Annotated in this window: 17 protein-coding genes and 1 pseudogene; 6 read left to right on the top strand and 12 right to left on the bottom strand. The window is 70.6% G+C overall.

Annotated features, from left to right (window positions below; translation table 11 throughout):
- Positions 1 to 155: 155 nt before the first annotated feature.
- From HQK15_RS13915 to HQK15_RS13895, 5 genes are all read right to left on the bottom strand, one after another.
- Complete coding sequence (locus HQK15_RS13915) at positions 156 to 938, bottom strand: ABC transporter ATP-binding protein (protein ID WP_173492078.1); 783 nt, start codon at positions 936 to 938, stop codon at positions 156 to 158.
- Complete coding sequence (locus HQK15_RS13910) at positions 935 to 1,846, bottom strand: ABC transporter ATP-binding protein (RefSeq protein WP_173492077.1); 912 nt, start codon at positions 1,844 to 1,846, stop codon at positions 935 to 937. The genes HQK15_RS13915 and HQK15_RS13910 overlap by 4 nt, the downstream gene beginning before the upstream one ends.
- Positions 1,836 to 2,831, bottom strand: coding sequence for a branched-chain amino acid ABC transporter permease (locus HQK15_RS13905; protein WP_173492076.1), 996 nt, complete (start codon positions 2,829 to 2,831; stop codon positions 1,836 to 1,838). Before HQK15_RS13905 ends, HQK15_RS13910 begins: the two co-directional genes overlap by 11 nt.
- 9 nt (positions 2,832 to 2,840) lie before the next feature.
- Positions 2,841 to 4,133: a branched-chain amino acid ABC transporter permease gene (locus HQK15_RS13900; protein ID WP_173492075.1), complete on the bottom strand. Its 1,293-nt coding sequence runs from the start codon at positions 4,131 to 4,133 to the stop codon at positions 2,841 to 2,843.
- Positions 4,134 to 4,319: 186 nt separating this feature from the next.
- Complete coding sequence (locus HQK15_RS13895; protein WP_173492074.1) at positions 4,320 to 5,066, bottom strand: DUF554 domain-containing protein; 747 nt, start codon at positions 5,064 to 5,066, stop codon at positions 4,320 to 4,322.
- A gap of 118 nt (positions 5,067 to 5,184) precedes the next feature.
- Here HQK15_RS13895 and HQK15_RS13890 point away from each other — a divergent pair, with 118 nt between their 5' ends.
- Together HQK15_RS13890 and polA are read left to right on the top strand one after the other, a co-directional pair.
- Positions 5,185 to 5,802 carry a GNAT family N-acetyltransferase gene (locus HQK15_RS13890; RefSeq protein ID WP_173492073.1) on the top strand — a complete coding sequence of 206 codons (618 nt, stop codon included), beginning with the start codon at positions 5,185 to 5,187 and terminating at the stop codon, positions 5,800 to 5,802.
- 35 nt (positions 5,803 to 5,837) lie between these two features.
- A complete protein-coding gene (polA, locus tag HQK15_RS13885) occupies positions 5,838 to 8,501 on the top strand; it encodes a DNA polymerase I (RefSeq protein ID WP_173492072.1) in 2,664 nt (887 codons plus the stop codon).
- Between the two features lie 18 nt (positions 8,502 to 8,519).
- Here polA and HQK15_RS13880 read toward each other — a convergent pair whose 3' ends face one another.
- Positions 8,520 to 9,725: an MATE family efflux transporter gene (locus tag HQK15_RS13880; RefSeq protein ID WP_173492071.1), complete on the bottom strand. Its 1,206-nt coding sequence runs from the start codon at positions 9,723 to 9,725 to the stop codon at positions 8,520 to 8,522.
- 47 nt (positions 9,726 to 9,772) lie between these two features.
- Here HQK15_RS13880 and HQK15_RS13875 point away from each other — a divergent pair, with 47 nt between their 5' ends.
- Positions 9,773 to 11,500, top strand: a complete 1,728-nt coding sequence (locus HQK15_RS13875; RefSeq protein WP_173492070.1) for an MmpA family trehalose lipid delivery protein — start codon at positions 9,773 to 9,775, stop codon at positions 11,498 to 11,500.
- On the opposite strand, the gene dprE2 is transcribed toward HQK15_RS13875, so the two are convergent.
- Genes dprE2 through HQK15_RS13860 form a run of 3 tightly spaced genes read right to left on the bottom strand, consistent with a single transcriptional unit; the run spans position 11,450 to position 14,437 of the window.
- Positions 11,450 to 12,202 (bottom strand): decaprenylphospho-beta-D-erythro-pentofuranosid-2-ulose 2-reductase, encoded by a 753-nt coding sequence (gene dprE2, locus HQK15_RS13870; protein ID WP_173492069.1) that lies wholly within the window; start codon positions 12,200 to 12,202, stop codon positions 11,450 to 11,452. The genes HQK15_RS13875 and dprE2 overlap by 51 nt on opposite strands.
- A gap of 10 nt (positions 12,203 to 12,212) precedes the next feature.
- Entirely contained in the window at positions 12,213 to 13,562 is a 1,350-nt protein-coding gene (gene dprE1, locus HQK15_RS13865; protein WP_367649185.1) for a decaprenylphosphoryl-beta-D-ribose oxidase, read from the bottom strand.
- On the bottom strand, positions 13,559 to 14,437 hold the full coding sequence (locus HQK15_RS13860; protein WP_173492068.1) for a decaprenyl-phosphate phosphoribosyltransferase: 879 nt from the start codon (positions 14,435 to 14,437) through the stop codon (positions 13,559 to 13,561). The genes dprE1 and HQK15_RS13860 overlap by 4 nt, the downstream gene beginning before the upstream one ends.
- A 120-nt stretch (positions 14,438 to 14,557) precedes the next feature.
- Between HQK15_RS13860 and HQK15_RS13855 the strand changes: the two genes are divergently transcribed.
- Entirely contained in the window at positions 14,558 to 14,704 is a 147-nt protein-coding gene (locus HQK15_RS13855) for a hypothetical protein (protein WP_173492067.1), read from the top strand.
- Between the two features lie 78 nt (positions 14,705 to 14,782).
- Here the strand turns inward: HQK15_RS13855 and HQK15_RS13850 are convergent, their stop codons facing one another.
- Positions 14,783 to 15,871: a glycosyltransferase family 4 protein gene (locus HQK15_RS13850; protein ID WP_173492066.1), complete on the bottom strand. Its 1,089-nt coding sequence runs from the start codon at positions 15,869 to 15,871 to the stop codon at positions 14,783 to 14,785.
- A 154-nt stretch (positions 15,872 to 16,025) separates the two neighbouring features.
- Between HQK15_RS13850 and HQK15_RS13845 the strand changes: the two genes are divergently transcribed.
- Positions 16,026 to 16,760 (top strand): class I SAM-dependent methyltransferase, encoded by a 735-nt coding sequence (locus HQK15_RS13845; RefSeq protein ID WP_367649184.1) that lies wholly within the window; start codon positions 16,026 to 16,028, stop codon positions 16,758 to 16,760.
- Positions 16,685 to 19,927: pseudogene (locus tag HQK15_RS18635) on the top strand (DUF3367 domain-containing protein); the annotation flags it as partial. The gene HQK15_RS13845 and the pseudogene HQK15_RS18635, both read left to right, overlap by 76 nt.
- Positions 19,928 to 20,709: 782 nt before the next feature.
- Here the strand turns inward: HQK15_RS18635 and HQK15_RS18630 are convergent.
- Both HQK15_RS18630 and HQK15_RS13835 read right to left on the bottom strand, forming a co-directional pair.
- Positions 20,710 to 21,966, bottom strand: coding sequence for an acyltransferase family protein (locus tag HQK15_RS18630; protein ID WP_254450999.1), 1,257 nt, complete (start codon positions 21,964 to 21,966; stop codon positions 20,710 to 20,712).
- Positions 21,963 to 23,792: a hypothetical protein gene (locus tag HQK15_RS13835; RefSeq protein WP_173492064.1), complete on the bottom strand. Its 1,830-nt coding sequence runs from the start codon at positions 23,790 to 23,792 to the stop codon at positions 21,963 to 21,965. Before HQK15_RS13835 ends, HQK15_RS18630 begins: the two co-directional genes overlap by 4 nt.
- Positions 23,793 to 23,938: the final 146 nt, after the last annotated feature.

Here is a 23,938-nt window from a genome sequence, read left to right as displayed (position 1 = left end):
TCAGCTGAGCAGGAGGGCCCCGGTGCTTCGGCACCGGGGCCCTCTGTCGTGCCGGCTGTCCAGAATCTGCAGCCAGGTACGTGCCCCCCCCCCGGTTGCACGAAGCCCCGGTCAGCAGGTGCTGACCGGGGCTTCGTGGCATTCGTGGGTGGGGCTCAGTCGTCGTTCTGCCCCAGGGTGCCGAGGTAGAGCTCGATGACGCGGGGGTCGTTGACCAGGGCCCGGCCCGTGCCGGAGTACGCCGTCGTGCCGTGGTCGAGCACGTAGCCCCGGTCGCAGATCTGCAGGCAGCGGCGGGCGTTCTGCTCGACCATGATGACCGAGACGCCGGCCTTGTTGATGTTGCGCGTCTGCACGAACACCTCGTCCTGCAGGACGGGGGAGAGGCCGGCTGACGGCTCGTCGAGCAGCAGCACCGACGGGTCCATCATGAGGGCGCGCCCCATGGCGACCATCTGGCGCTCACCGCCGGAGAGCTGTCCGGCGCGCTGCTTGCGCCGCTCGCCGAGGCGAGGGAACAGGTCGGTCACGAAGTCGAACCGCTCCTGGAACTTCTTGGGCTCCTGGTAGCAGCCCATCTCCAGGTTCTCCTCGATCGTGAGGCTCGGAAAGACGTTCTCGGTCTGCGGGACGAAGCCGATGCCCTTGGTGACGAGCTGGTCGGCGCGCTGGTTGGTGATCTCGCCGTCCTTGAGGGTCACGGTGCCCTCGTGGATCTTGACCAGGCCGAACAGCGCCTTGAGCAGTGTCGACTTGCCGGCGCCGTTGGGGCCGATGATGCCGACGAGCTCGCCGGGCTGGCAGTAGAGGTCGGCGCCGTTGAGGATGTTGACCCCCGGCAGGTAGCCGGCGATGAGGTTGTCCGCGCGCAGCACGGCACCGTCGGCGTTGGCGAGGTGCTTGTCGCGCTCGGACGTCGTGGTGGGTGTCTCGCTCATGCCTTCTTCTCCTCGGCGTCGAGCTCGGCGTCGGCCTCGGCCTCGAGGTCCTCGACGTCGATCTCGGTGATGTCGGTGTCGTGGTGAGCGCCCAGGTAGGCGTCGATGACGCGCTGGTCGGCCATGACGGACTGGGGTGTGCCCTCGGCGACGATCTGGCCCTGGGCCATGACGATGACCCAGTCGGAGATGTCACGGACCATGTCCATGTCGTGCTCGACGAACAGGACGGTGCGTCCCTCGTCGCGCAGCGACTTGACGTGCCCCAGCAGCGACTGCTTGAGCGCCGGGTTGACGCCGGCCATGGGCTCGTCGAGCATGATCAGCTCGGGGTCGACCATGAGCGCGCGGGCCATCTCCAGGAGCTTGCGCTGACCGCCGGAGAGCGATCCGGCGAAGTCCTCGCGCTTGGCGTCGAGCTTGAAGCGGGCGAGCAGGTCGTCGGCCCGCTTGGTGTTGGCGTCCTCCTGCGAGCTCCACAGCGACTTGAAGATCGCGGAGAAGAACTTCTCGCCCCGCTGCCCGGTCGCACCGAGACGCATGTTCTCGATGACGGTGAGCTTGGCGAGCACCTTGGTGAGCTGGAACGTACGCACCATGCCGAGCCGGGCGACCTTGAAGGCCGGCACCTTGCCGAGCTCGGTGCCGTTGAACGCCCACTGTCCGCTGTCGGGCTCGTCGAAGCCGGTCAGCAGGTTGAACAGGGTGGTCTTGCCGGCGCCGTTGGGCCCGATCAGTGCGGTGATGACACCGCGCTGGATCTCGATCTTCTCGACGTCGACGGCCTTGAGGCCACCGAACGTCCGGGTGATGTTGCTGCCCGTGATGATCGGGTCGGGCTTGGGTGCGCCGGGTTCGTTGGAGACACCGGCGAGTGCTGCGCGGGCGTCACTGAGTTCAGCGGCCATCGATTGCGATCTCCCTTCGATCGCCGAAGATCCCCTGTGGTCGGAAGATCATCAGCAGCATGAGTCCCAGTCCGAGCAGGATCAGGCGGATGAGGCTGGACTGGTCGGACGTCATGATCCAGTCGGGGATCACGGGGCTGGAGCCCTTGGTCGCCTCGCTGAAGAACGAGCCGATGCCGGCGATGAGGAACCAGAAGATCATCGAGCCGACCACGGGTCCGAGGACCCGTGCGGCGCCACCGATCAGCAGGGCGGCGTAGGCGTAGAAGGTGAACGTCGTGTTGAAGTCGGTCGGCACGGCCGAGCCCTGCTTGAGGATGTGGAAGATGCCGGCGAGACCGCCGAACAGTCCACCCAGCACGAGCGCCTGCATCTTGTAGGCGAAGACGTTCTTGCCGAGCGAGCGGACGGCGTCCTCGTCCTCACGGATCGACTTGAGCACGCGACCCCAGGGGCTGCGCATGACGGCCCAGACCAGCAGGCAGCACAGCGCGACGAGGGACCAACCGACCGTGATCGACCAGAGGTCGTTGCGGCTGAACGAGACGATGCCGAGGTCGATGCCTCCGCCATAGGGGTTGAGGTTCTGGTAGGGCCGGACGAAGCCGGTGAGGCCGTTGGACCCGCCGAACGTGTCCTTGAACTCGACGGCGCCGAACACGAGCCGCAGGATCTCCGACGTCGCGATCGTGACGATCGCGAGGTAGTCGGCGCGCAGTCGCAGGGTCGGCACGCCGAGGATCAGGGCCAGGATGACCGCTGCGATCATGCCGACGATGATGCCCAGCCAGAACGGCAGGTCCCAGGTGACGACCGTGACCGCGAGGCCGAAGGCCGCGATCGACATGAAGCCGGCCTGGCCGAAGTTGAGCAGTCCGGTGTAGCCGAAGTGCACGTTGAGCCCGATCGCCGCGAGGGCGAAGACGATGGCCTGGGGTCCGAAGGCCGCCGAGAAGGCGGCGTCGATGATGGTTCCGAAATCCATGAGGTTGCCCTATCCGATCCGCTGGGCTTTGCCGAGGATGCCTTGAGGCCTGACGAGGAGGATCAGGATCAGGACGGCGAGCGCGCCGACCTCCTTGATCGACGCCGGCACGCCGAACACCGGCCCGAGCTCGACCATGAGGCCGATGATCAGCGAGCCGATGAGAGCGCCCCAGATCGTGCCGAGGCCGCCGAGCGTGACGCCGGCGAACACCAGCAGGAGCAGGTTGAAGCCCATCTGGAAGTTGACCTGCTGCTGGACGGCGAGAAGCACGCCCGCCAGGCCGGTCAGCGCGGTGCCGAGCACCCACACGGCGGAGATGACGCCGTCGACGCGCAGGCCGGACGACGCCGACAGCGCCGGGTTGTCGGAGACGGCCCGCATGGCCTTGCCGAGTCGCGTGCGCATCATCGCGATGCACGTGATGGCGATCGTCAGCACGGAGACGAGGACGATCGCGATCTCCTTGTGCGACAGGTCGATCGGGCCGTAGCTGTCGCGGCCCTGGACGACGTACTCCGAGAGCGTCTTGGTCGATCCGCCGAAGCCGTACTGGAAGATGCTGCGCATGAACAGCGCCAGGCCGATCGACACGATCATCATGGCGATCAGGCCCGTGCCGCGGTTGCGCAACGGGCGCCACAGCCCTCGGTCCTGCAGGAAGCCGAAGGCAGCTGAGGCGACCACCGCCAGCACGCCGGCCGCGATGACCGGCAGCCCGAAGCCGCGGTTGAAGACATAGGTCGCGATCGCGCCGAACGTGATCAGCTCGCCGTGCGCGAAGTTGGTGAGCCCGGTCGTGCCGAAGATCAGGGAGAGGCCCAGCGCCGCGAGCGCGATCAGCAGTCCGCTGATGACGCCGGAGCGCGTGCCGTCGATGATCTTGCTGCCGAGTGACGCCTTCTCGACGACGACGGCGCCGATCTGGAACTGCACGAAGTTCGACGAGGCCAGCTTGACCTGGACGGTCTTGGTCGTCTCGCCCTTGCCGCTGAGCTTGACGCCGTCGGGCAGCGTCTTGGGGTCGAGGACGACGACGTACTTGCCGTTGCCGGGGATGCCGATGCTCACCCGGCCGGTCTGGTCGGTGACCTGGGTGCCCTGCTCCTCGCCGGTCGCGCTGTCCTTGAAGACCGTCAGCGAGACTCCGGGGACCGGCTTCGGCTCACCCTTGCCCGCGTTGAGGTCCTTCAGCGTGACGGTGATGTTGGCGCCCTCGACGATGGGGTTCTTGTCAGGTGCGGCACCACCCGTCGTCGGTGTCGGGGTGGGTGTCGTCTCGGCCATGGCCGTGGCGGGCATGAGGAGGAGTGACGTCCCCAGTGCTGCTGCTAGTAGGGCCGCGAGTCGCAATCGCACGCATGAACTCCTGTCGGCTTACCGGGGTGTGGCTTGTTGGTCTCTGGACTATAGCCACAACCCGGAGTCACCGGTGTGCCCAAAAGTCCGATTGAGGTAACAGTTGGGTTGCGATCTGCTGTGAGCCGTTCAGCGCACCGCGATCGCGAGCTGGCACAGCAGCGGCGCGACCAGGAGGGCGGGCAGCAGGTCGGCGACCGCGATCGCCTTGAGGTCGAGCAGGCGCATCGCGACGCCGACCAGGATGAGTCCGCCCGTGGCGGTCAACGCCACGAGGTGGGCGTCGGGCAGGAACGAGCCGAGCAGCGCGCCGAGCACCGTCAACGATCCCTGGATGAGGGCGACGGAGACGGCGGACGCCATGACGCCGATGCCGAACGAGGCGGCGAACGCCAGCGCCGCGAAGGCGTCGAGCGTCGACTTGAGGAGCAGCTGGTCGGCGCCGTTGCCCAGGCCCTCGTTGATCGCCCCGAGGATCGTCAGCGGCCCGATGCAGAACACGAGCGAGCTGATGACGAACCCCTCGACGAACCGATCGCGGGCCTCGCCGGCCTCGCCCCGCGTCAGCCGTCGCTGCAGGACGCCACCGAACGACTCCAGCCGTTCCTCCAGCCGCAGCAGCGAGCCGATGATGCCGCCGAGGACGAGCGAGCCCAGGACGATCAGCATCGGGGCGCTCGAGCCGACGGCGTCGCGCAGGTCGCGGTCTGCGACCTGCATCGCCGCCTGTGCGGCGATGAGCAGCGTGACGAGGCCGAGCGCGGACGTCACGGTGGTGCGGACGTGAGGGCTCAGGCGATGGCCGATGAGCAGCCCCAGGCCGGACCCGGCGACGACGGCCACGATGTTGGTGACCGTGCCGAAGCCGACGAACATGTATGGTCTCCCTCGACGATTGAGTCTTCAACCGGGCATGACGTTCCAGCCCAGCGCGTAGTGTGTCATCTCGACCGCTGGCGGCGCAGGAGCGTCCAGGACGAGAGGCAGGAACGGCATGTCGGCCCGACCCCACATCGTTCTCCGGGACGCAGACCGCGAGGACGCCAGCGCTCTCGTCGCGCTGTGGACCGAGTGCGCCGGCGCGAGCGTCGACGAGGGCTCCGAGGCGTTCACCCAGCAGTCGCTGTGGCGCCAGCCCGGCATCGCCGAGGCAGCCGCGGCGCTCGACCTGGCGCTCAGCCGCCCCGACAAGCGCATCATCGTCGCCCTGGTCGAGGGTGAGATCGTCGGCGCGACGGTGTGCGACATCGGCACCCTGACGCCGATCAACCTCACGCGCATCCTCATCGTCACCGAGATCCAGGTGTCGCCCCGTTTTCGTCGCCGGTCAGTGGCCTCGACCTTGCTGTCGGCGGCGGCAAGCTACGGCGAGGACCACAACTGCGAGATCGTCGTCGCGGCGATCCCCGTGCACTCGCGCGAGCCGCACCGCTACCTCACCAAGATCGGCTTCAACCAGATCGCGGTGCTGCGGGCGATCCAGTCGAGCAAGCTGCGCTCCCGGCTGACGACCAAGGCCACCAACTCGCGTGACACGGGCAAGCTGATCGCCGTCCGGCGCACCCTGCGTCGTCGTCAGGGCCAGGCGCGCGGCGTCCGCCCCCGGCCCTAGCCAGAACGTCGGCGGCTCCGACTAGAGTCGACCGGGTGGACCGCCTCCTGCTGATCGACGGCCATTCCGTCGCCTACCGTGCCTTCTTCGCCCTCCCCGTCGACAACTTCGCGACGACGACAGGGCAACACACCAACGCCGTCTTCGGCTTCACGTCGATGCTGATCAACGTGCTGCGCGACGAGGCGCCGACGCACGTCGCCGTCGCGTTCGACGTCTCGCGCCAGACCTTCCGGCTCGAGCAGTATCCCGACTACAAGGGCAACCGCTCCAAGTCGCCGCAGGAGTTCACCGGCCAGATCCCGCTGATCAAGCAGGTCCTCGACGCCCTGCACATCCAGACGTTCGAGAAGGACGGCTTCGAGGCCGACGACATCATCGGCACCCTCGCGACGCAGGCCGAGGCCGCCGGCATGGAGGTCCTGATCTGCACGGGCGACCGCGACGCGCTGCAGCTCGTCACGGGCACGACGACGGTGCTCTACCCGCGCAAGGGGGTCTCCGACCTGGCTCGCATGACCCCGGAGGCCGTGCAGGACAAGTACGGCGTCGCGCCGGCCAACTACCCCGACATCGCCGCGATGGTGGGCGAGACGAGCGACAACCTGCCGGGCGTGCCCGGCGTCGGTCCCAAGACGGCGGCCAAGTGGCTCGGCCAGTTCGGTTCGCTCGACGAGATCATCGCCAAGGTCGACCAGATCCCCGGCAAGGCCGGTGAGTCGATGCGGGCCCACCTCGACGACGTCATCCGCAACCGCAGCATCAACGCCCTGATCCGCGACCTCGACCTGCCGGCCGGACCCGCCGACCTGGCGTTCAGCACCGAGTGGGACCGCGACGCGATCCACACGGTGTTCGACGCGCTCGAGTTCGCCGCGCTGCGCACCCGTCTGTTCGACTACCTCGGCGGCGGCGACGAGCAGGTGGCGACCGACACCGGCGTCTCGATCGACGTCACGGTGCTGGGCGCCGGGCAGGTGCAGCCGTGGCTCGACGAGCACGCGGCCACCGATGCCGTGGGCCTCGACGTCACGGGCGTCCTGCGCCCCGTGGCCCCCCGCGCCGACGCGGTCGCGATCGCTGCGGCCGACGGTGCAGCGGCCTGGATCGACACCAGCACGCTCGACCCGGCCGACGACGCCGCCCTGAAGGCCTGGCTCGCCGACGCCGACCGCCCCAAGGTGCTGCACGACGTCAAGGGCCAGGTGCACGCGCTGGCCGCGCAGGGCTGGACCCTGGCCGGCGTCCGGGCCGACACGGCGCTCGCGACCTATCTCGTCAAGCCCGACCAGCGGTCGTACGACCTCGCCGACCTGTCGCTGCGCTACCTCAAGCGCGAGCTGGGGGTCGGTGACGACTCGGGCCAGCTGGCCTTCGACGACGACTCGGCCGGTGCCGAGACCGCGGGCCAGCGCGCGCGGGCCACCCTCGACCTGTGGGGCGTGCTCGAGACCGAGCTGGAGCAGCAGGAGCCGCTGACGCTGCTGCGCGACCTCGAGCTGCCGCTCGTCGACGTCCTGGCCCGCATGGAGGCGCGCGGCATCGGCGTCGACAGCGAGCACCTCGACACGCTGCACGCCGAGTTCACCGAGCGGATGCTGGCCGCCGCGCAGGACGCCTACGACGCCATCGGACGCGAGGTCAACCTCGGCTCGCCCAAGCAGCTGCAGGAGGTGCTCTTCGAGCAGCTCGAGATGCCCAAGACCAAGCGCACCAAGACCGGCTACACGACCGACGCCGAGGCGCTGCAGCAGCTGTTCGTCAAGACCGAGCACCCGTTTCTCGCCGCGCTGCTGGCCCACCGTGACGTCACCCGGCTGCGGCAGACCGTCGAAGGACTGCAGAAGACGGTCCAGCCCGACGGTCGCATCCACACGACCTATGCCCAGACGATCGCGGCGACCGGGAGGCTGAGCTCGGCCGACCCGAACCTGCAGAACATCCCGATCCGCACCGAGTCGGGGCGGCGCATCCGCGAGGCGTTCTGCGTCGGCGCCGGTTTCGACACGCTGGTGACAGCCGACTACAGCCAGATCGAGATGCGCATCATGGCCCACCTGTCGGAGGACGCCGACCTCATCGAGGCGTTCCGATCCGGCCACGACTTCCACACGGTCATGGCGGCGAAGGTCTTCGAGCGCGATCCCTCCGACATCGACGGAGGCCTGCGGGCCCGCATCAAGGCCATGAACTACGGATTGGCCTACGGATTGTCGTCCTACGGCCTGAGCCAGCAGCTCAGCATCACGACCGGCGAGGCGCAGGCCCTGATGGACGACTACTTCGAGACCTTCGGCGGTGTGCGCGACTACCTGCGGGGCGTCGTCGACGAGGCCCGCCAGACCGGTTTCACCGAGACCATCATGGGGCGCCGGCGCTATCTGCCCGACCTGCAGAGCGACAACCGGCAGCGGCGTGAGATGGCCGAGCGCATGGCGCTCAACGCCCCGATCCAGGGATCGGCCGCCGACATCATCAAGGTCGCGATGCTGGGCGTCGAGCGGGCGCTCGACGAGGCCGGGCTGACGTCGCGCATGCTGCTGCAGGTGCACGACGAGCTCGTGCTCGAGGTCGCCGCGGGGGAGAAGGACCAGGTCGAGCAGCTCGTGCGCGACCAGATGGCCTCGGCCGCCGACCTCTCGGTGCCGCTCGACGTCTCGGTCGGTGTCGGACGCACGTGGCACGAGGCCGGCCACTAGGTCGGTGGCCGGGTCTGCTCAGTCCTGCGGTGGCTCGCCGGAGGGCAGCGGCGCGAGGTAGACGACGATCGCCAGCACGGCAGACACCGATGCCATCGTCAGCACGAGCCCGGTGATGCCGACGCCGAGGCCGTAGGCCGACGCGAGCACCGCGACGACCGCTCCCCAGATCATCACCACGATGCCGTGGGCGTGGCGGGCGAGCGCGTCGAACACCAGCAGGTGCACGACGGCGAGCGAGGAGCCTGCGACGGCGAACAGCCAGAGCCGGTCGGTGATCTCGGCATACTGGTCGCCGCCCACCAGGATCAGGGCGACACGGGGCAGGACGGCCGTGGCAAGGACGGCGAGCGCCCCGAAGCCGGCGACGAGCGACACGGCCCGCAGGCGGGCGTGGTGCGTCGTCGCCCTGGCGAGGTCGGGGAACAGGACCACGCTGACGAACTGCGGGAAGAACAGGGCCGCCTTGGCCAGGATCAGGCCGGAGGCGTAGAGGCCGCTGTCGTGCTCGTCGAAGCGGTTGCGGGCGATCAGGGAGTCCATGTTGCTGAGGACGAAGTAGGCGAGCAGCGCATGGGTCGACAGCAGCGCCTCGCGCAGCAGGGGCTTGCGGCTGACGAGGTCGCCGGGCGATCCGTGACCGGTGAGCAGGCGGGCGCCGGCCAGCACCGGCAGCCACGACCCGATCGCCAGACCGACCATGGCCGAGGTCGGCGTCGCCGAGATGACCAGGCCGATGGTCCCGCCGACGAGCCGGCCGATGCCGTTGCCGAGATAGATCGCGGTCAGCGCGCCCCACTTCTCCTGGCCCTGCGCGATGCCGCACTGTGCGCCCATGATCGTCAGCGGGACGAGCGCGGCGCCGCAGAGCACGACCGGCCAGTAGGAGTCGAGCTTGAGCGCCGGGGTGAGGCCGACGGTCGCGAGGGCGACGACCAGGCCGACCGCGCCGGCGACCATGAGCGTCACGCGGACCGTGGCGCTGATGATCTCGTCGGCCCGGTCCGGGTCGACGGCCAGGCGCCGCGCGGTGACGGCCTGGAGCCCGAGGGCGGTGACGGTGCCGACGAGGATGATGCCGAACAGCGCGGTGAGGGCGCCGAACTCCTGGGGGACGAGCAGGCGGGCCGAGACGACGTTGAAGCCGTAGACCGCGATGTTCATGCCCATCATCCCGGCGGCCACGAGGGTTCCGCCGGTCATCGTCGTACGCGCGGACCTCACCACGGCACAATAGCCGGGGGACGGTCAGACCAGGAGCAGGGGCGAACATGCGGCAGTGGCGCGAGCTGGACGTACGTGGAGCCGTCGTGCCCGTCTGGTGCGTGCTGCTGACGCTGGCGATCGTGGCGCCGTGGCTGCGCGGCGGCCACATCCTGTCCTACGACATGGTGTGGGTGCCCCACCTCGACCTCGACCGACCGGAGGTCTGGGGCCTCGGATCCGGTCTGCCGCGTGCCGTGCCGTCCGACGCCGTCGTGGCGCTCGCCGGTGCCGCGCTGCCGGCCGCGCTCGTGCAGCGCCTCGTGCTCGTCGGCGCGCTGTTCCTGCTCGCGCTCGGCGCCGCACGCCTGCTCAGGAAGCAGTTCCTGGTCGCCCAGCTCGCCGCCGCCACCTTCTCGGTCTGGAACCCGTACGTCGCCGAGCGTCTCGTGCTGGGGCAGTGGCCGGTCATCGTGGCGCTGGCTGCGTTCCCGTGGCTCATCGGCACGCTGGTGTCACGTGACGGGCCGCGCTGGTCGGTGGTGACCCTGTGTCTGGCTGCGACCGCGCTGTCGCCGGTCACCGGCGTGATGGGGCTGGTCCTGGCGGTGGCCGTGGGCCGCCGCTCCGGCGTCGTGCGTCTGGTGTGCCTGGCGGCGCTGGTCAACGGTCCGTGGATCGTGTCAGGGCTGCTGCACGCCTCGATCGCCCGCACCGACCCGGCGGCCGTCCGGCTGTTCGACCTGCAGGGCGAGGGCTACTTCGTGCGACTCGGCTCGGCCCTCAGCCTCGGCGGCATCTGGAACACCGACGTCGTGCCCACGTCGCGGACCCTGCTGGTCGCCGTCGTCATCGGCATCGCGCTCGCGGCGGTGATGATCGTCGGCCTGGTGACGATGTGGCAGGACGACCAGGAGCTCCTGACGGGCCTCGCCGTGGCCGGGAGCATCGGTCTGGTCGTCGCGCTCGCCGGCTGGCTGGCCCCCGACGTCGTCGCCCGGATCGTCGGGGACGTCCCGGGCGGAGGCATCGTCCGCGACGGCACCCGGTGGCTCGCGCTGCTGGTGCCGCTGGAGGCCGTGGCGCTCGGCACGGGCGTCCACGCCCTCTTCGACCGCGCTGAGTTCACCGCGTGGGAGGTCCCGACCGTCGTCCTCGCGCTGATGGTGCCGTTCGCAGCCATCCCCGACATGGCGTGGGGCGTGGGTGGTCGTCTCGAGCCCACGACGTACCCGTCGTCGTGGAGCGACGCACGGCGGATCATCGAGAAGACGTCGATCGAGGGCGACGTGCTGGTGCTGCCCTTCTCGGCCTACCGGGCGCCGGCCTGGAACGACCGCACGCCGGTGCTCGACCCGGCCGGTCGCTTCTTCGACCGCACGACGGTCACCAACGACGAGCTCGAGGTGTCCGGGCAGACGATCGCGGGGGAGGACCCGCGGGCTGCGCGGATCGGCCGGATCCTCGACGAGGGACGCAACGTCCCGCGGCGGCTGGCGCGAGCCGGCATCGGGATCGTGGTGATCGAGACGGATGCGCCGGGCGCGCAGGAAGCAGCGAAGCCGTTTGCGTCGTCCCGGTCGATCCCCGTCGGCGGCGAGGGCCTGCGGCTCGTGGGGCTCGACGGCGCCCGCGCGACGACCGTCGACCCCGACGACCGGAGGTTGATGACGGTGACGTGGGCCGTCGCCGGCCTCGTCGTCCTGCTCGCGCTGCTGGGCGCGCTCAGGGGCGCCTGGAGTCGGCTACACCGGAAGCCGGCGGAACACCGACCGCGGCAGGTGCCGAAGCCCTGACATGACCGCCCGCATCGTGCCGGGCACCCAGATCTGCTCCTTGCCGTCGCGGACAGCCTCGACGACGGCCTGGGCCACCGCCTCGGGCGTCGTCGCCAGCGGTGCGGCATCGAGCCCCTCGGTCATCCGGGAGTGCACGAAGCCTGGACGCACGACGAGGACCCGCCCGCCGTGCTCGCGCAGCGCCTCGCCGAGCCCGGTGTAGAACGCGTCCATGCCGGCCTTGGTCGAGCCGTAGACGAAGTTGGACCGGCGTGGACGCTCACCGGCGACGCTCGACAGGGCGACGATGACGCCGTGCCCCTGGGCGCGGACGCGGGCGCCCAGCGCGACGCCGGTCGTGACCGCGCCGACGTAGTTGACGGCCGCGAGCTCACGGGCCGCCTCGACTTCGGTCCAGGCCTGCTCCGGGTCGCCGAGGAGGCCGAACGCGACGACGGCGACGTCGATGTCGACCGTGACGCCGTCGAGCAGCGTGCCGTGCGCGGCGGTGTCGAGCGCGTCGAAGTCCAGGGCGACCGCGGTGCACCCGGCGGCGGTCAGCGACGCCACAGCGGCATCGCGCCGCGCCCCGGGTCGCGCCGCGAGCGTCACCCGCAGGGCAGGAGAGACCCGCGCGTACTCGCGCGCGATCGCCAGGGCGATGTCGGACGTGCCGCCGAGCAGGAGCAGGTGCTGGGGGGCACCGAGGGCGTTGATCATCGTGAAGACCTCACAGGTCGAGTCGTCGGGACAGGTCGGATCGGAGCACGCCGTGGGGATCGACGCGGCGACGGACGGTCAGGAACTCGTCGAGGCGCGGATACATCCGGCGCAGCGTCGCGGGCGAGGTGCGGGAGTCCTTGGCGAGGTAGACCCGTCCGCCGGCCTCCACGACCAGGGCGTCGAGGTGGTCCAGCAGGGCGTCGAGCCCCGGCCGCACCGGCAGGTCGACCGCGAGCGTCCAGCCCGGCATCGGGAACGACAGGGGAGCCGGGCTCGCCGGGCCGAACCGCTTGAGCACGTTGAGGGACGACACGTGCCCCGACGCGGCGATCGCCTCGACGGCCGACGTGAAGGCAGCGACCTCGGCGTCGGGCACGACGAACTGGTACTGGCAGAACCCCCTGGGGCCGTAGAGCCGGTTCCAGTCGCCCACCACGTCGAGCGGGTGGAAGAACTGGGTGATGTCCTGCACCTCGCCCGTGCGGTGGCGGGGTGCCTTGGCGTACCAGAGGGCGTTGAAGGCCCTGGCGCTCAGCCGGTTGACCGCGCTGGTCGGAAGGATGAACGGGACACGTCCTCGCTGCGGCGCGGCGAAGTCGAGCGGGTGCGAGCGCCGTGACGGGTCGAGATCCTCGACGCGTGCCGAGCGGCCGCGGGTGATGACCGACCGGCCGAGGGACGGGCCCCGGGTGGAGGTGTCGAACCAGGCGACCGAGTAGGTGTAGGCGTCGTCGCCGGACGCGAGCCGCTCGAGCAGGGTCGCGAGGTCGGGCGTGCGCTCGGTGTCGACCACGAAGGAGGACGTCTCGACCGGCTGGAGCCGGATCGTCGTAGCAAGCACGATGCCGGTCAGCCCCATCCCCCCGCAGGTGGCCCAGAACAGGTCGGGGTCGTCACCCTCAGGTGTCAGCGAGACCACGTCCCCGGACGGGAGCAGCAGGTCCATCGACACGACGTGACGGCCGAAGCTGCCGTGGACGTGGTGGTTCTTGCCGTGCACGTCTGCGGCGATCGCGCCGCCCACGGTGACCTGCCGGGTGCCGGGCACGACGGGCAGCCAGAGCCCGAGGGGGAGCATCGCGCGCAGGAGCCGGTCGAGGCTGATCCCGGCCTGGACCCGCACCGTCGGCGCGTGCACGTCGACGTCGAGGATCGCGTCCCAGCCGGTCAGGTCGAGGACGCTGCCGCCGGCGTTCTGGGCGGGGTCGCCGTAGCTGCGGCCGAGCCCGCGCGCGATGACCCCGCGTGGCCCCGGGGTGGTGAGCGCGCTGCGGAGCGTGGCGAGGTCGGTGGGTCGGACGATGTCGGAGGCCGAGGGGCTCGTGCCGCCCCAGCCGGACAGGATCGATCGGGTCACGAGGAGTAGACCCCGATCGCGAAGACCACGAGCCAGGCCAGGCCCAGCACCTGGAGGCCGGGATCGCGGAGCACGGCCTCCTCGGGCTCGCCGGCGAGACCGCGGTCGATGTCGACGGCATAGCGCAGCAGCCCGACGACGAACGGTGCGATCGAGATCGCCTGCCAGTTGATGTCGCTGCCGGTCGAGATCTCGAACGCCCAGAGGCTGTAGGCCGTGACGGTGACCGCGGCGGCCAGCCCCCAGACGAATCGCAGGTAGGACTCGGAGTAGACCTCGAGCGTCTTGCGGGTGCCCGCGGCCGGGCCCATGCTGCGCAGCTCGGAGTAGCGCTTGCCCGCCACCATGAACAGCGACCCGAACGAGGCGACGAGCAGGAACCACTGCGAGAGCGGGACGTCGATCGCGACGCCGCCGGCGATGGCCCGCAGCAGGAACCCGCTGGCGACGATCGCCAGGTCGACGACCGGCTGCTCCTTGAGCCACAGGGCATAGGCGACCTGCAGCACGACGTACGCCGTCAGGGTCGCGGCGAGCCGCGGCTCGATCAGCACCCCGATCCCGATCCCGAGGCCGACGAACAGTCCCGCGCACATCACCGCCGTGCCGGGTCGCAGCTCGCCCGCCGCGACAGGCCTCCGCTGCTTGCGCGGGTGGAGCCGGTCCTCCTCGGCATCGACGACGTCGTTGACGAGATAGATCGCCGAGGCGGCCAGGGTGAACGCGACGAACGTCCCGGCGACGTCGACGATGGTTCCGCCGGTCCACTCGACCCCGGCGGCCAGGGGAGCGGCCAGGACCAGGACGTTCTTGCTCCACTGGCGCGGACGCGCGGTCCGGAGGACGGCGATCGCGGTGCGTGCAGGGCTCGACATGGTGTCCGTCAGCCTAGCCGCGGTCGGGACCGCCCGACGGCGGCCGCGCGGCGCGCGATGAGTTGCCGGATGACCCTGACTCGCTGGTAACATGGAAGCAGATTGAGGGAGGGACTCAACGTGGGAACAATCACAGGCGGCATCGTCGCTTTCATCGCCGGTCTTGGTTTGGCCGGAGCCACCGTCGTGGGTGTCGTGCAGTCGCAGCAGAGCGCTGGCGAGGATCCGATCAGCACGTCGAACGTGAGCTACGGCTCGAACAACTGACGGCCGGCGTTCCAGCGCCGACGGCAGACAGCACCAGGGCGGGATCCTTCGGGATCCCGCCCTGGTGCTGTGTGCGGCTCAGGCGCCGCTGACGATCCTGCTGAACTCGCGCTGCGAGACGTCCCACGCGAACGTGTGCGACTTCGCGAGCGCACCCAGGCCCAGGAAGTCGCGCCACTGGTCGTCCTCGATCAGCTCGCGCAGCGCCGCGGTGAGCTCGTCGGGCGTGTCGACCAGCACGCCGCTGTCCTTGTGGTCGATCGACTCGGTCGTGCCGCCGGCGCTGGCGTAGGCGACGGTCGGGGTGGCGTGACCGCCGGCCTCGCCGATGACGATGCCCCAGCCCTCCTTGAGCGACGGCAGGGCCATGACCCAGGACTGGGCGAGCAGCTCGTGCTTGGTCGTGTCGTCGACGAAGCCGTGGAAGACGACCCGGTCGGCCACACCGAGCCGGTCGGCGTAGGCGGTGAGCTCGGTGTCCCACCAGCCCGCGCCGATGACGTCGAGGACGAGATCGGGGTGGTCGGCGCTCATCGCGGCGACGGCGTCGATCGCGTGCTCGACCTGCTTGTGCGGCACCAGTCGGCCGACGACGCTGATGCGCGGCGTGGGGGAGCGGCGGACCGACACGAAGGGCGCCGGGTCGTTGCCGTTGTGGACGATCGCGATGCGGTCGCGGTCGACGCCGAGCTCGATGAGCTCGAGCTTGGTCGCCATCGAGACCGCGACGTACTGGCAGCCGCGGTACAGCCGCGGCGCGAGCCGGCTCTCGATCCACCAGCCGATGCGACCGGTGAGCCCGGGATAGACGACGGGCCACTGCTCGCGGTGGACGTGGTGCACCAGCACGACGACGGGCTTGCGGGTCGCGAGGCGGGTGAAGAACGGCAGGCCGTTCTGCACGTCGACGACGAGGTCGACCTTGCCGTAACGGCCGAGCAGGAGCGCGAGGAAGGTACGCAGGTAGATGTCGAGCTTGGTGCCGCGACGGACGAACCGCACGCCGTCGACGGTCTCGTCGCGGGGTGCACCGTCGTGGGCGGCGCAGGCGATCGTGACGGTGTGACCTTCGGCGACCAGGCCGCGGGCCATGTTCTCGACGTAGCGCTCGGAGCCGCCACCCTCTGGATTGCGAGTGTCGCGCCAGTTGCAGAAAAGTACGTGCATGTGATGCCCGGCGGGTGCCGGTGCCTCCCTCGTCGCCGGCGTCCTGCCCGGCTCTCCCTCTCCGCCTCGTCCCTCAACGCGGCGGTGCCGAGTCCCTCAACCCGACGCCCTGAGTCTATCAGGCTGTGGTCCACGTCTCACGTATGCTCATCTGGTGCCTGACCTGCCCTTTCGTCCGACGCTGCGACGATCCTGGCGGTTGTTCCAGGCCTTTCGGGTCGAGCAGACCGACCCCGACCACTTCTACGGGACGCTCGCGCGCGACTCGGTCGACCAGGTCAGCACGTATGCCGACCTCGACGGACGCTGGACGCTCGACGTCGGAGGCGGGCCGGGCTACTTCGCCGACGCCTTTCGGGCTGCGGGTGCGACCTACACCCCGCTCGATGCCGACCTCGGTGAGCTGTCCGGCCTGGGCGACCCGATGCCCGGCACGGTCCTCGGCAGCGGCATGCAGCTGCCGTTCGCCGACGACAGCTTCGGCGTCACGTACTCCTCCAACGTCCTCGAGCACGTCAGCGAGCCGTGGACGATGGCCGACGAGATGGTGCGGGTCACCGAGCCCGGCGGGCTCGTGTTCCTCTCCTACACGTTGTGGTGGGGGCCGTGGGGCGGTCACGAGACCGCACCCTGGCACTTCCTCGGTGGGCACCGGGCCGCGCGCCGCTACGAGCGCACGCACGGCCATCCGCCGAAGAACGTGTTCGGGGAGTCGCTGTTCGCCGTGACGGCCGCCGGTGGCATCGCGTGGGCCCGGCGACAGACCGCCGCCGACGTCGTGGCGGTCATCCCGCGCTACCTGCCCCGCTGGGCGTGGTGGGTGCTGCGGGTCCCGGGGCTCCGCGAGGTGGTGACGTGGAACCTCGCGATAGTCCTGCGCAAGCGGTGACGACGGATCTCGAGGCGATCGACCCGGCGATCCAGGAGCGGCTGCTGTGGCGCGCCCGGCTGGGCGCCTGCTCGCTGCTGCTGGTGGCGCTGGCCTTCGTGCAGACCCCGGGCCGCATCGTCACCGACACCAAGCTCGACCTGACGGTCGACCCGGGCGGCTTCCTCGCGCGGTCCCTGCACCTCTGGGACGGCCTCGGCGCGTTCGGCCAGGTGCAGAACCAGGCCTACGGCTACCTGTTCCCGATGGGGCCGTTCTTCTGGCTCGGCGACGTCGTCGGCATGCCGCCGTGGGTCGTGCAGCGCCTGTGGTGGGGCGTCGTCCTGGTCGTGGCGTTCCTCGGGTTCGTCAAGCTCTGCTCGGTGCTCGACCTGGGTGCACCGTGGGTGCGGATCGTCGGTGCGTTCGCCTTCGCGCTCTCACCCCGCTTCCTGACGGTGCTCGGCCCTTCGTCGATCGAGCTGTGGCCGTCGGCGGTCGCCCCGTGGGTGCTCGTGCCGCTGGTGATCGGGCTGCGCCGGGGGAGTCCACGACGCATGGCAGCGCTCAGCGCGGTGGCCGTCGCGTGCATCGGTGGTGTCAACGCCGCCGCGACGTTCGCGGTCATCCCGCTGGGGGCCTTGTGGCTGCTGCTCGCCCCGGCCGGGCCGCGTCGCCGCCGGCTCATGCTGTGGTGGCCGGCGATGGTCTTCCTCGCGACCGCGTGGTGGCTCGTCCCGCTGTTCCTGCTGGGCCGCTACAGCCCGCCGTTCCTCGACTACATCGAGAGCGCGGCCAACACGACGATCGCGACCGACCTGTTCGACGCGCTGCGGGGCACGACCAACTGGCTGCCCTACATCGACGTCTATGCCAACGCCGGCAACCAGCTGCTCACCGAGCCCGTCCTGATCGCCAACGGCGTCGTGGTGCTGGCGCTCGGGGTGCTCGGGCTCTCTCGGCGCGACCTGCCGCACCGCACGTTCCTGCTCAGCGGCGTGTTCCTCGGCATGCTGATGGTGACGATGGGCCACCTCGGCAGCGTGCAGGGACTGGGGGCCGAGTCGGTCCAGCACCTGCTCGACGGCGTGCTCGCGCCTCTGCGCAACACCCACAAGTTCGACGTCGTGATCCGGATCCCCCTGGTGCTGGGGCTGGTGCACCTGGTCAGCGTCATGGTGCGCGACCCGCGGCGCCCCGGACGCACGGCGGTGCGCGGCAGCGCCACGAGTCTCGGCGTGACCCTGCTGGCGTGCGTGGCGGTGCTCGGTGCGACGGTGCCGGGCTGGACGGCGGCCGTCGCCAACAAGGGCAGCTTCTCCGAGGTGCCGGGCTATTGGCGCCAGGCCGCCGCCTGGCTCGGCGACCACCCGCAGGGCACCTCGATGCTCGCGCCGGCGACGCCGTTCGGCGACTACGTCTGGGGCAAGACGGGCGACGAGCCGTTGCAGCCGCTGGCCGACGCTCCATGGGCGGTGCGCAACCTCATCCCGCTCGCGCCCGGCGGCAACATCGAGATGCTCGACACGATCTCGCGCCGGTTCGCGACCGGTCAGGGGGGTGCCGGTCTCGGGGCCTTCCTGCGCCGGGCCGGCATCGGGCACGTCGTGATCCGCAACGACATCAAGCGCAGCCAGGACGTCGTCGACCCGTCGCTCGTCTATGCCGCGCTGGAGCAGACGCCGGGCGCCCGGAGCGTCGCGCGATTCGGTCCGACGGTCGGAGGTGGTCCGACGCTCGAGAACGACGCGGGCACCGAGGTGTTCGTCGACAACGGACGTCAGGTGTCGCGGCCCGCGATCGAGATCTTCGAGATCGCCGGCGCTGTCACGGGTGCCTCAGTGCAGGACCGTGCCCGGACGCCGGTCGTCGTCGGCGGGCCTGACGCGCTGCTGAGTCTCGACGACCTCGGCGTCACCGCCGGTGGGTCCACGATCTTCGCCCAGGACGCCGACCCGCAGAAGCGGCCGCAGCAGCTGATCCTGACCGACAGCATCCGGCGCCAGGAGGCGGCGTTCGGGTCGGTCAACCACTCCCGCTCGGCCTCGCTGGGCCGAGGTGAGTCCTACAGCTCCAACCGTCCCGTCCACCGCTACGACCAGGACGCCGTCGCGCCGTGGACGTCCCGCCCCGTCCTCGAGGGGGCCGAGACGCTCCGCGCGTCGTCGTCGCAGTCCGACGTCGGGTCGCTGCCGCGCATCGAGCAGTCGGCCCAGCCGTGGTCGGCGTTCGACCGTGACGACGAGACGGTCTGGCGGGCCGACTTCTCCGACGCCGGTCGCACGTCCTGGGTCGAGGTCGGGCTCGGCGAGCGCCGTCTCGTCGGCACGGCGTCGATCACCGTCGACCTGCCGCGCGGTCAGTCCCGCGAGATCACGGTCACGACCGAGAGCGGCGACACGACCGTCACCGCCACGGGCGGGCGACCGGTCACGGTCGACGTCGGCCGCGTCGGCCGGCTGCGCGTGTCTGGGCGATCGACCGCGGCGAGCCCGCTGGCGATCTCCGACATCACGATGAGCGACGTGACGCTCAACCGTCCGCTGCGCCTGCCGACGCTGCCCGACGCCTGGGGCACCGCCGACCAGATCCTGCTGGAGGCGGGGTCGGGCTACGACGACGGGTGCCTTCCCTACGACGGCGTGATGCGCTGCTCGGCGAGTGACCACGCCGAGGGCGACAGCGGCCGGAGCATCGACCGGATCGTGCCCGTCAACGACACCGAGCGGTTCCGCATGTCGTTGACCGTCGCCCCTCGCGGAGGTGCATCGCTGACGTCCCTCGTCCAGCAGGAGCGGTTCGCCACCGTCGCGGCGAGCTCCCAGGTCGTCCCCAGTCCGCGCGCCAGCGCGGTGCGCGCCGTCGACGGCGACGACAGCACCGGCTGGGTCGCCGATGCCGACGACACGGATCCCACGCTCAGCCTCAACTGGGTGGGCCAGCGTCGGATCTCCCGGCTCGCGATCTCGACCGACGACGACCTCGCTGCGACCGCGCCGACCAAGGTCCTCCTGCGGTTCCCGGACGGGACCTCGCAGGAGGTGCCGATCCGCGGCGGTGTCGCGCGCTTCTCGCCGGTCCGCACGTCCGCGGTCGAGGTGCACCTGCTCGGAGGACCCCGCCGGTTCTCGGTCGGATACTCCGGTGGTGTCAGCGAGCTGCCGGTCGGTGTCAGTGAGGTCTCCGTCCCGGGCACCTCGCTGTTCCCGACGCGGGCGGGCTCTGACCGGCTGTCGCTGCCGTGCGGGTCCGGCCCGATGGTCGTGGTCGACGGCACGCCGCGGCGCACGGCGGTCCGCGCGACCGTCGCTCAGCTGCTGGCCGGCGACGAGGTGCCTGCCGAGCTCTGCATGAAGCGCCGGGTCAAGCTGGAGCCCGGTGACCACCGGGTCACGGTCGAGGGCAACGGCCCGTTCCGGGCGGTTCGCCTGACGCTGACGGCTGCCCCGGTCGACGTCCCGTCGGCATCGGCGGTGCCGGTCGACGACGACCGGGTCGTGGTGCCGCCCGCGTCGGGCAGGTCGCAGCTGGTCGTCATGGAGCACAACGAGAACGCCGGGTGGAACGGTGAGGTCGGCGACGACCGCGCACAGCCCGTCGTGCTCAACGGGTGGCAGCAGGGTTGGGAGGTGCCGGCCGCGGGCGGAGACCTGCGTCGGTCGTTCGGTCCCGACCCGCTCTACCGCGGTGGACTCCTGGTCGGGGCGCTGCTGCTCCTGGGCCTGGTCGCCTGTGCCGTGGTCCGTCCGCGCGGCACCGCGACCGTCATCCCGGCAGCGGGACGACGCGTCCCGGGCCGGTGGGCCGGTCCGGTGACCCTGGCTGCCGGGCTCGCGCTCGTGACGCTCGTGGGTGGTCCGCCCGGTCTCGTCGCAGCGGTCGCCGGCCTGCTCGTCACCCGGGTCGCGGAGGCCCGAGTGCCGGCTGCCGCCGGGGCGGTCGCCACGGCCGCCGTCGTCGTGGCCGGCCTCTACTTCGTGGTCGAGCCCTGGGCCGGACCCTCGGGCTGGGCCGGAGACCGGTCCGTACCCGCGCTGCTGGTGGCGTTCGCACTCGGCTCGCTGCTGGATCGCCTCGTCGGCGGTCGGGCGTCCTTGAGGCGCAGGAAGGGCATCTCGACGAACCGGTAGAGCAGCTCGGAGACGACGAGGCTGATGCCGAGCGTCAGGGCGAACAGCTCGATGCCGTGACCCCTGAAGAGCTCGTAGCCGGTCCAGTCGGACACCAGCTCCAGCACGATGATGTGGCAGCAGAACAGGCTGTAGGAGATGTGCCCGAGGTGGCGCAGCGCCGGCAGCGCCAAGATCCGTGCATAGGTCGAGGTGGGGTCGCCGAAGACGCTCGGCAGCACGACGAGGACCGCGACGCCGGTGTAGAGCAGCGTCCGCATGACCGACTCGTGCGGCGCGAGGAGGAACAGGCCGGCGGGCCCGGCGAGGGGAGTGCTGGCGATCGCGTAGAGCGCGATCGCGGCGGTCCAGCAGGTCGAGGGGCTCGCGGCGAGCACGACGACGGGGCGTGTCAGGCGCGACGTGCCGGCCCGCAGGTCGACCGTCACGACCGCCAGGGCGATGCCCGCGGCGAACCAGATGAGGTACGACACGAGCCACCGGTTCGCCCAGCCGTCGAAGTCGTCGAAGTAAGGGGTGGCGATGCCGGCCCAGAGCAACGACACCAGGCCCGACGCGGCCAGGGCGAGCAGCAGCCGGTCGGGACGCCAGCGGCGTCGCGCGACCACGCGCAGCAGGAACCACATGAGCGCCGGCAGGACCAGGTAGAACGAGGCCTCGGTCGTCAGGCTCCACATCTGGGTGAGCCCGTGCGGGAGGGCGTCGGAGGTGTAGAGGTCGACGAGCAGGAGGTTGGTGATCCACCGGTGTGCCGGCTCGCTGCGGTTGTCGGGCAGCAGGACGAACGCCGCGACGACGACGACCCAGTAGACGGGCAGGATGCGCAGGGCCCGCTTCCAGAAGTATCGGCCGATCGAGTCGTGCGACTGCCCGGTACGGGCGGCGGCCACGTAGGGGAAGCCGAGCAGGAAGCCCGAGAGCACGAAAAAGATCGCGACACCGACCTCGAGGCGTTGGGTCGCCGCCCCGAGCGTGCCGTTGCCGTAGTAGCCGGCCCAGAAGCTCGTGTGCGTCCCGACCACCGCGATCGACGCGACGGCGCGCAGGGTGTCGAGCCCCGGGAAGCGGGGGGTCAGGCGCTCGCTGGGGGTGGTCATCCGACTGGCACGATCTCGCCGACCGACACCTGGTCCACGCAGACCGTCAGGTCGGGCGTCGCGGCGGAGAACGTCATGTCGGAGAACAACTCGTCACCCTGGAGGTAGAAGGTGTGGATACCACTCTGCACCGAGATCGTCCGGCTGTCCTGCCCGGGGATCTCGAGGGTCATCTCGCCGTCGGCCGACGACAGGTAGGAGATCGACATCCACCAGAACAGCGGGACGCCGGCCCGGTCGACGCTGACGTCTGCCGCCTTCGTGCCGACCCGGTAGCCACAGCCGCGGGACGGTCCACGCTCGGAGTTGGTCGTCGCCCGGATCGCGGCCTGCTGGTGCACCCCGTCGTCGTCGAGGATGCGCAGGTCGTTGCCGGCGGTGGAGGTGCGCAGGACGGAGCCGATCGGCTGCAGGAGACGTGACGGCAGGTTGTTGGGGAAGCTCAGGCCCGACTGCACCAGGTCGGGGACCGGCACGTCGGCGATCACGGCGGGGTCGCGCTGCAGGCTCGCCCGGGCGTTCTCGACGAAGGCACGCGCGGGATAGGGCTCGTGCCACGGGCGCACGAACGACACGGTGCTGACGATGCACCCGACGGCGAGGACGACGATGCCGGCGCCGACCGCCCACCCGGCCCACGGGCGGTGCCGTCGGGCCGGCTCGCGGGCGACCAGCGTGGCACCGTCGGCCCTCAGGACGGCAAGGCCGAGGGCGAGGGCCGTGACCGGCAGCGAGTCGCCCAGGAACCGCATGAGCAGGCCCGCATCGGCACCGAGGGCGAGGGCGCGTCCGAACGTCAGGCCGAGGTACGACACGACGAGCTGCCCGGCCAGGACGGTCGCCGCTGCTGCGGTGGTGCGGGGCGATCGCCTGACGGCCCAGACGACCATCGCGAGCACGGCCAGGGCGGCGGCCACGTGCAGGACGGGCGGGACGTCGGTCGACCCCATCGGGGGATTGTCGGTGGTCCAGCGCCACGGACCGCCCACGAGGCTCGTGAGCCACGACGTGCCGAGCATCGTCCGCGCCGTGCCGAGGGAATCGGCCTCGGCCGTCTCGGAGGCGACGGGGGAGGTGGTCGTCGCGGCGTAGGCGGCGACGTAGGCCAGCGACAGCACCGCGATCGGGACGAGCAACGTCCACGCGCGCCTCAGCAGGCGCCACGGGCGACGCCACAGGGGGCCAGCGGTGTAGAAGATCACGAGGACGAGGCCGACGGCGATGCTCGTCTGCAGGCCACGAGGATCCGCAAGCAGGCCGATCAGGTAGGCGCCGGATCCCGCGGCTGCGGTGACGAGCCCCGGCGACCGGACGTGCCGGACCGCGAACGTCACCGTGAGGAAGAAGCCGATGTGCAGCGGCAGGACGTTGACGGCCGCCGCCCACCACATGACGGCGTCGAGGTCCATCGTCGAGAACAGGTACAGGGCCAGCGGCACGAGGATCGCCCAGCGGTCGCCGAACACCGTGCGCAGCATCAGCAGGCAGCAGCCGGCCGCGACGAGCTGGAGGACCAGGATGCTCGCGCCGGCGAGCAGCCAGTTGTAGGTGCCGCTCTGCGCGACCCCCCACGTGATGGCGTTGCCGATCGGCATCAGGTGGCTGTCGTGCGGGGTGAACAGGTAGTCGAGGCCCAGACGGTTGTCGAGGGCGTCCTCGAGGAAGATGAAGTCGTCGCTGTAGAACCAGCCCCGCAGCACCGACCACGACCGGATCACCAGCTGGATGCCGACCAGTACCCACGCGGAGGCGAGGATCTCCTGCTGGCGCGTCATGCCGGCGGGGAAGATCCAGCGCACGGCAGCAGGTCGGGAGTCCGTCGTCACAACGCCCGATCATGACACACCGCAGGGTCGTCGGACGCTGGTGAGCACGGCGTCCAGCGCGCTCAAACGTCACGATGTGACGGGCGTCGCTGGTGACCCCCGGATCCTGTTACCGTGGAGTATTCATTCCGTGGAGGGAGCCCACA

It is taken from the genome of Aeromicrobium stalagmiti (assembly GCF_013283745.1).
Classification (GTDB): domain Bacteria; phylum Actinomycetota; class Actinomycetes; order Propionibacteriales; family Nocardioidaceae; genus Aeromicrobium; species Aeromicrobium stalagmiti.
This window is presented reverse-complemented; position numbering and strand designations above follow the sequence as displayed.

Bases quoted from the DNA above. Each gene is read 5' to 3' on its own strand.
- HQK15_RS13915 (WP_173492078.1), bottom strand. From the start codon at position 938: ATGAGCGAGACACCCACCACGACGTCCGAGCGCGACAAGCACCTCGCC.
- HQK15_RS13910 (WP_173492077.1), bottom strand. From the start codon at position 1,846: ATGGCCGCTGAACTCAGTGACGCCCGCGCAGCACTCGCCGGTGTCTCC.
- HQK15_RS13905 (WP_173492076.1), bottom strand. From the start codon at position 2,831: ATGGATTTCGGAACCATCATCGACGCCGCCTTCTCGGCGGCCTTCGGA.
- HQK15_RS13900 (WP_173492075.1), bottom strand. From the start codon at position 4,133: ATGCCCGCCACGGCCATGGCCGAGACGACACCCACCCCGACACCGACG.
- HQK15_RS13895 (WP_173492074.1), bottom strand. From the start codon at position 5,066: ATGTTCGTCGGCTTCGGCACGGTCACCAACATCGTGGCCGTCGTCGCC.
- HQK15_RS13890 (WP_173492073.1), top strand. From the start codon at position 5,185: ATGTCGGCCCGACCCCACATCGTTCTCCGGGACGCAGACCGCGAGGAC.
- HQK15_RS13875 (WP_173492070.1), top strand. From the start codon at position 9,773: ATGCGGCAGTGGCGCGAGCTGGACGTACGTGGAGCCGTCGTGCCCGTC.
- dprE2 (WP_173492069.1), bottom strand. From the start codon at position 12,202: ATGATCAACGCCCTCGGTGCCCCCCAGCACCTGCTCCTGCTCGGCGGC.
- HQK15_RS13860 (WP_173492068.1), bottom strand. From the start codon at position 14,437: ATGTCGAGCCCTGCACGCACCGCGATCGCCGTCCTCCGGACCGCGCGT.
- HQK15_RS13850 (WP_173492066.1), bottom strand. From the start codon at position 15,871: ATGCACGTACTTTTCTGCAACTGGCGCGACACTCGCAATCCAGAGGGT.
- HQK15_RS18630 (WP_254450999.1), bottom strand. From the start codon at position 21,966: ATGACCACCCCCAGCGAGCGCCTGACCCCCCGCTTCCCGGGGCTCGAC.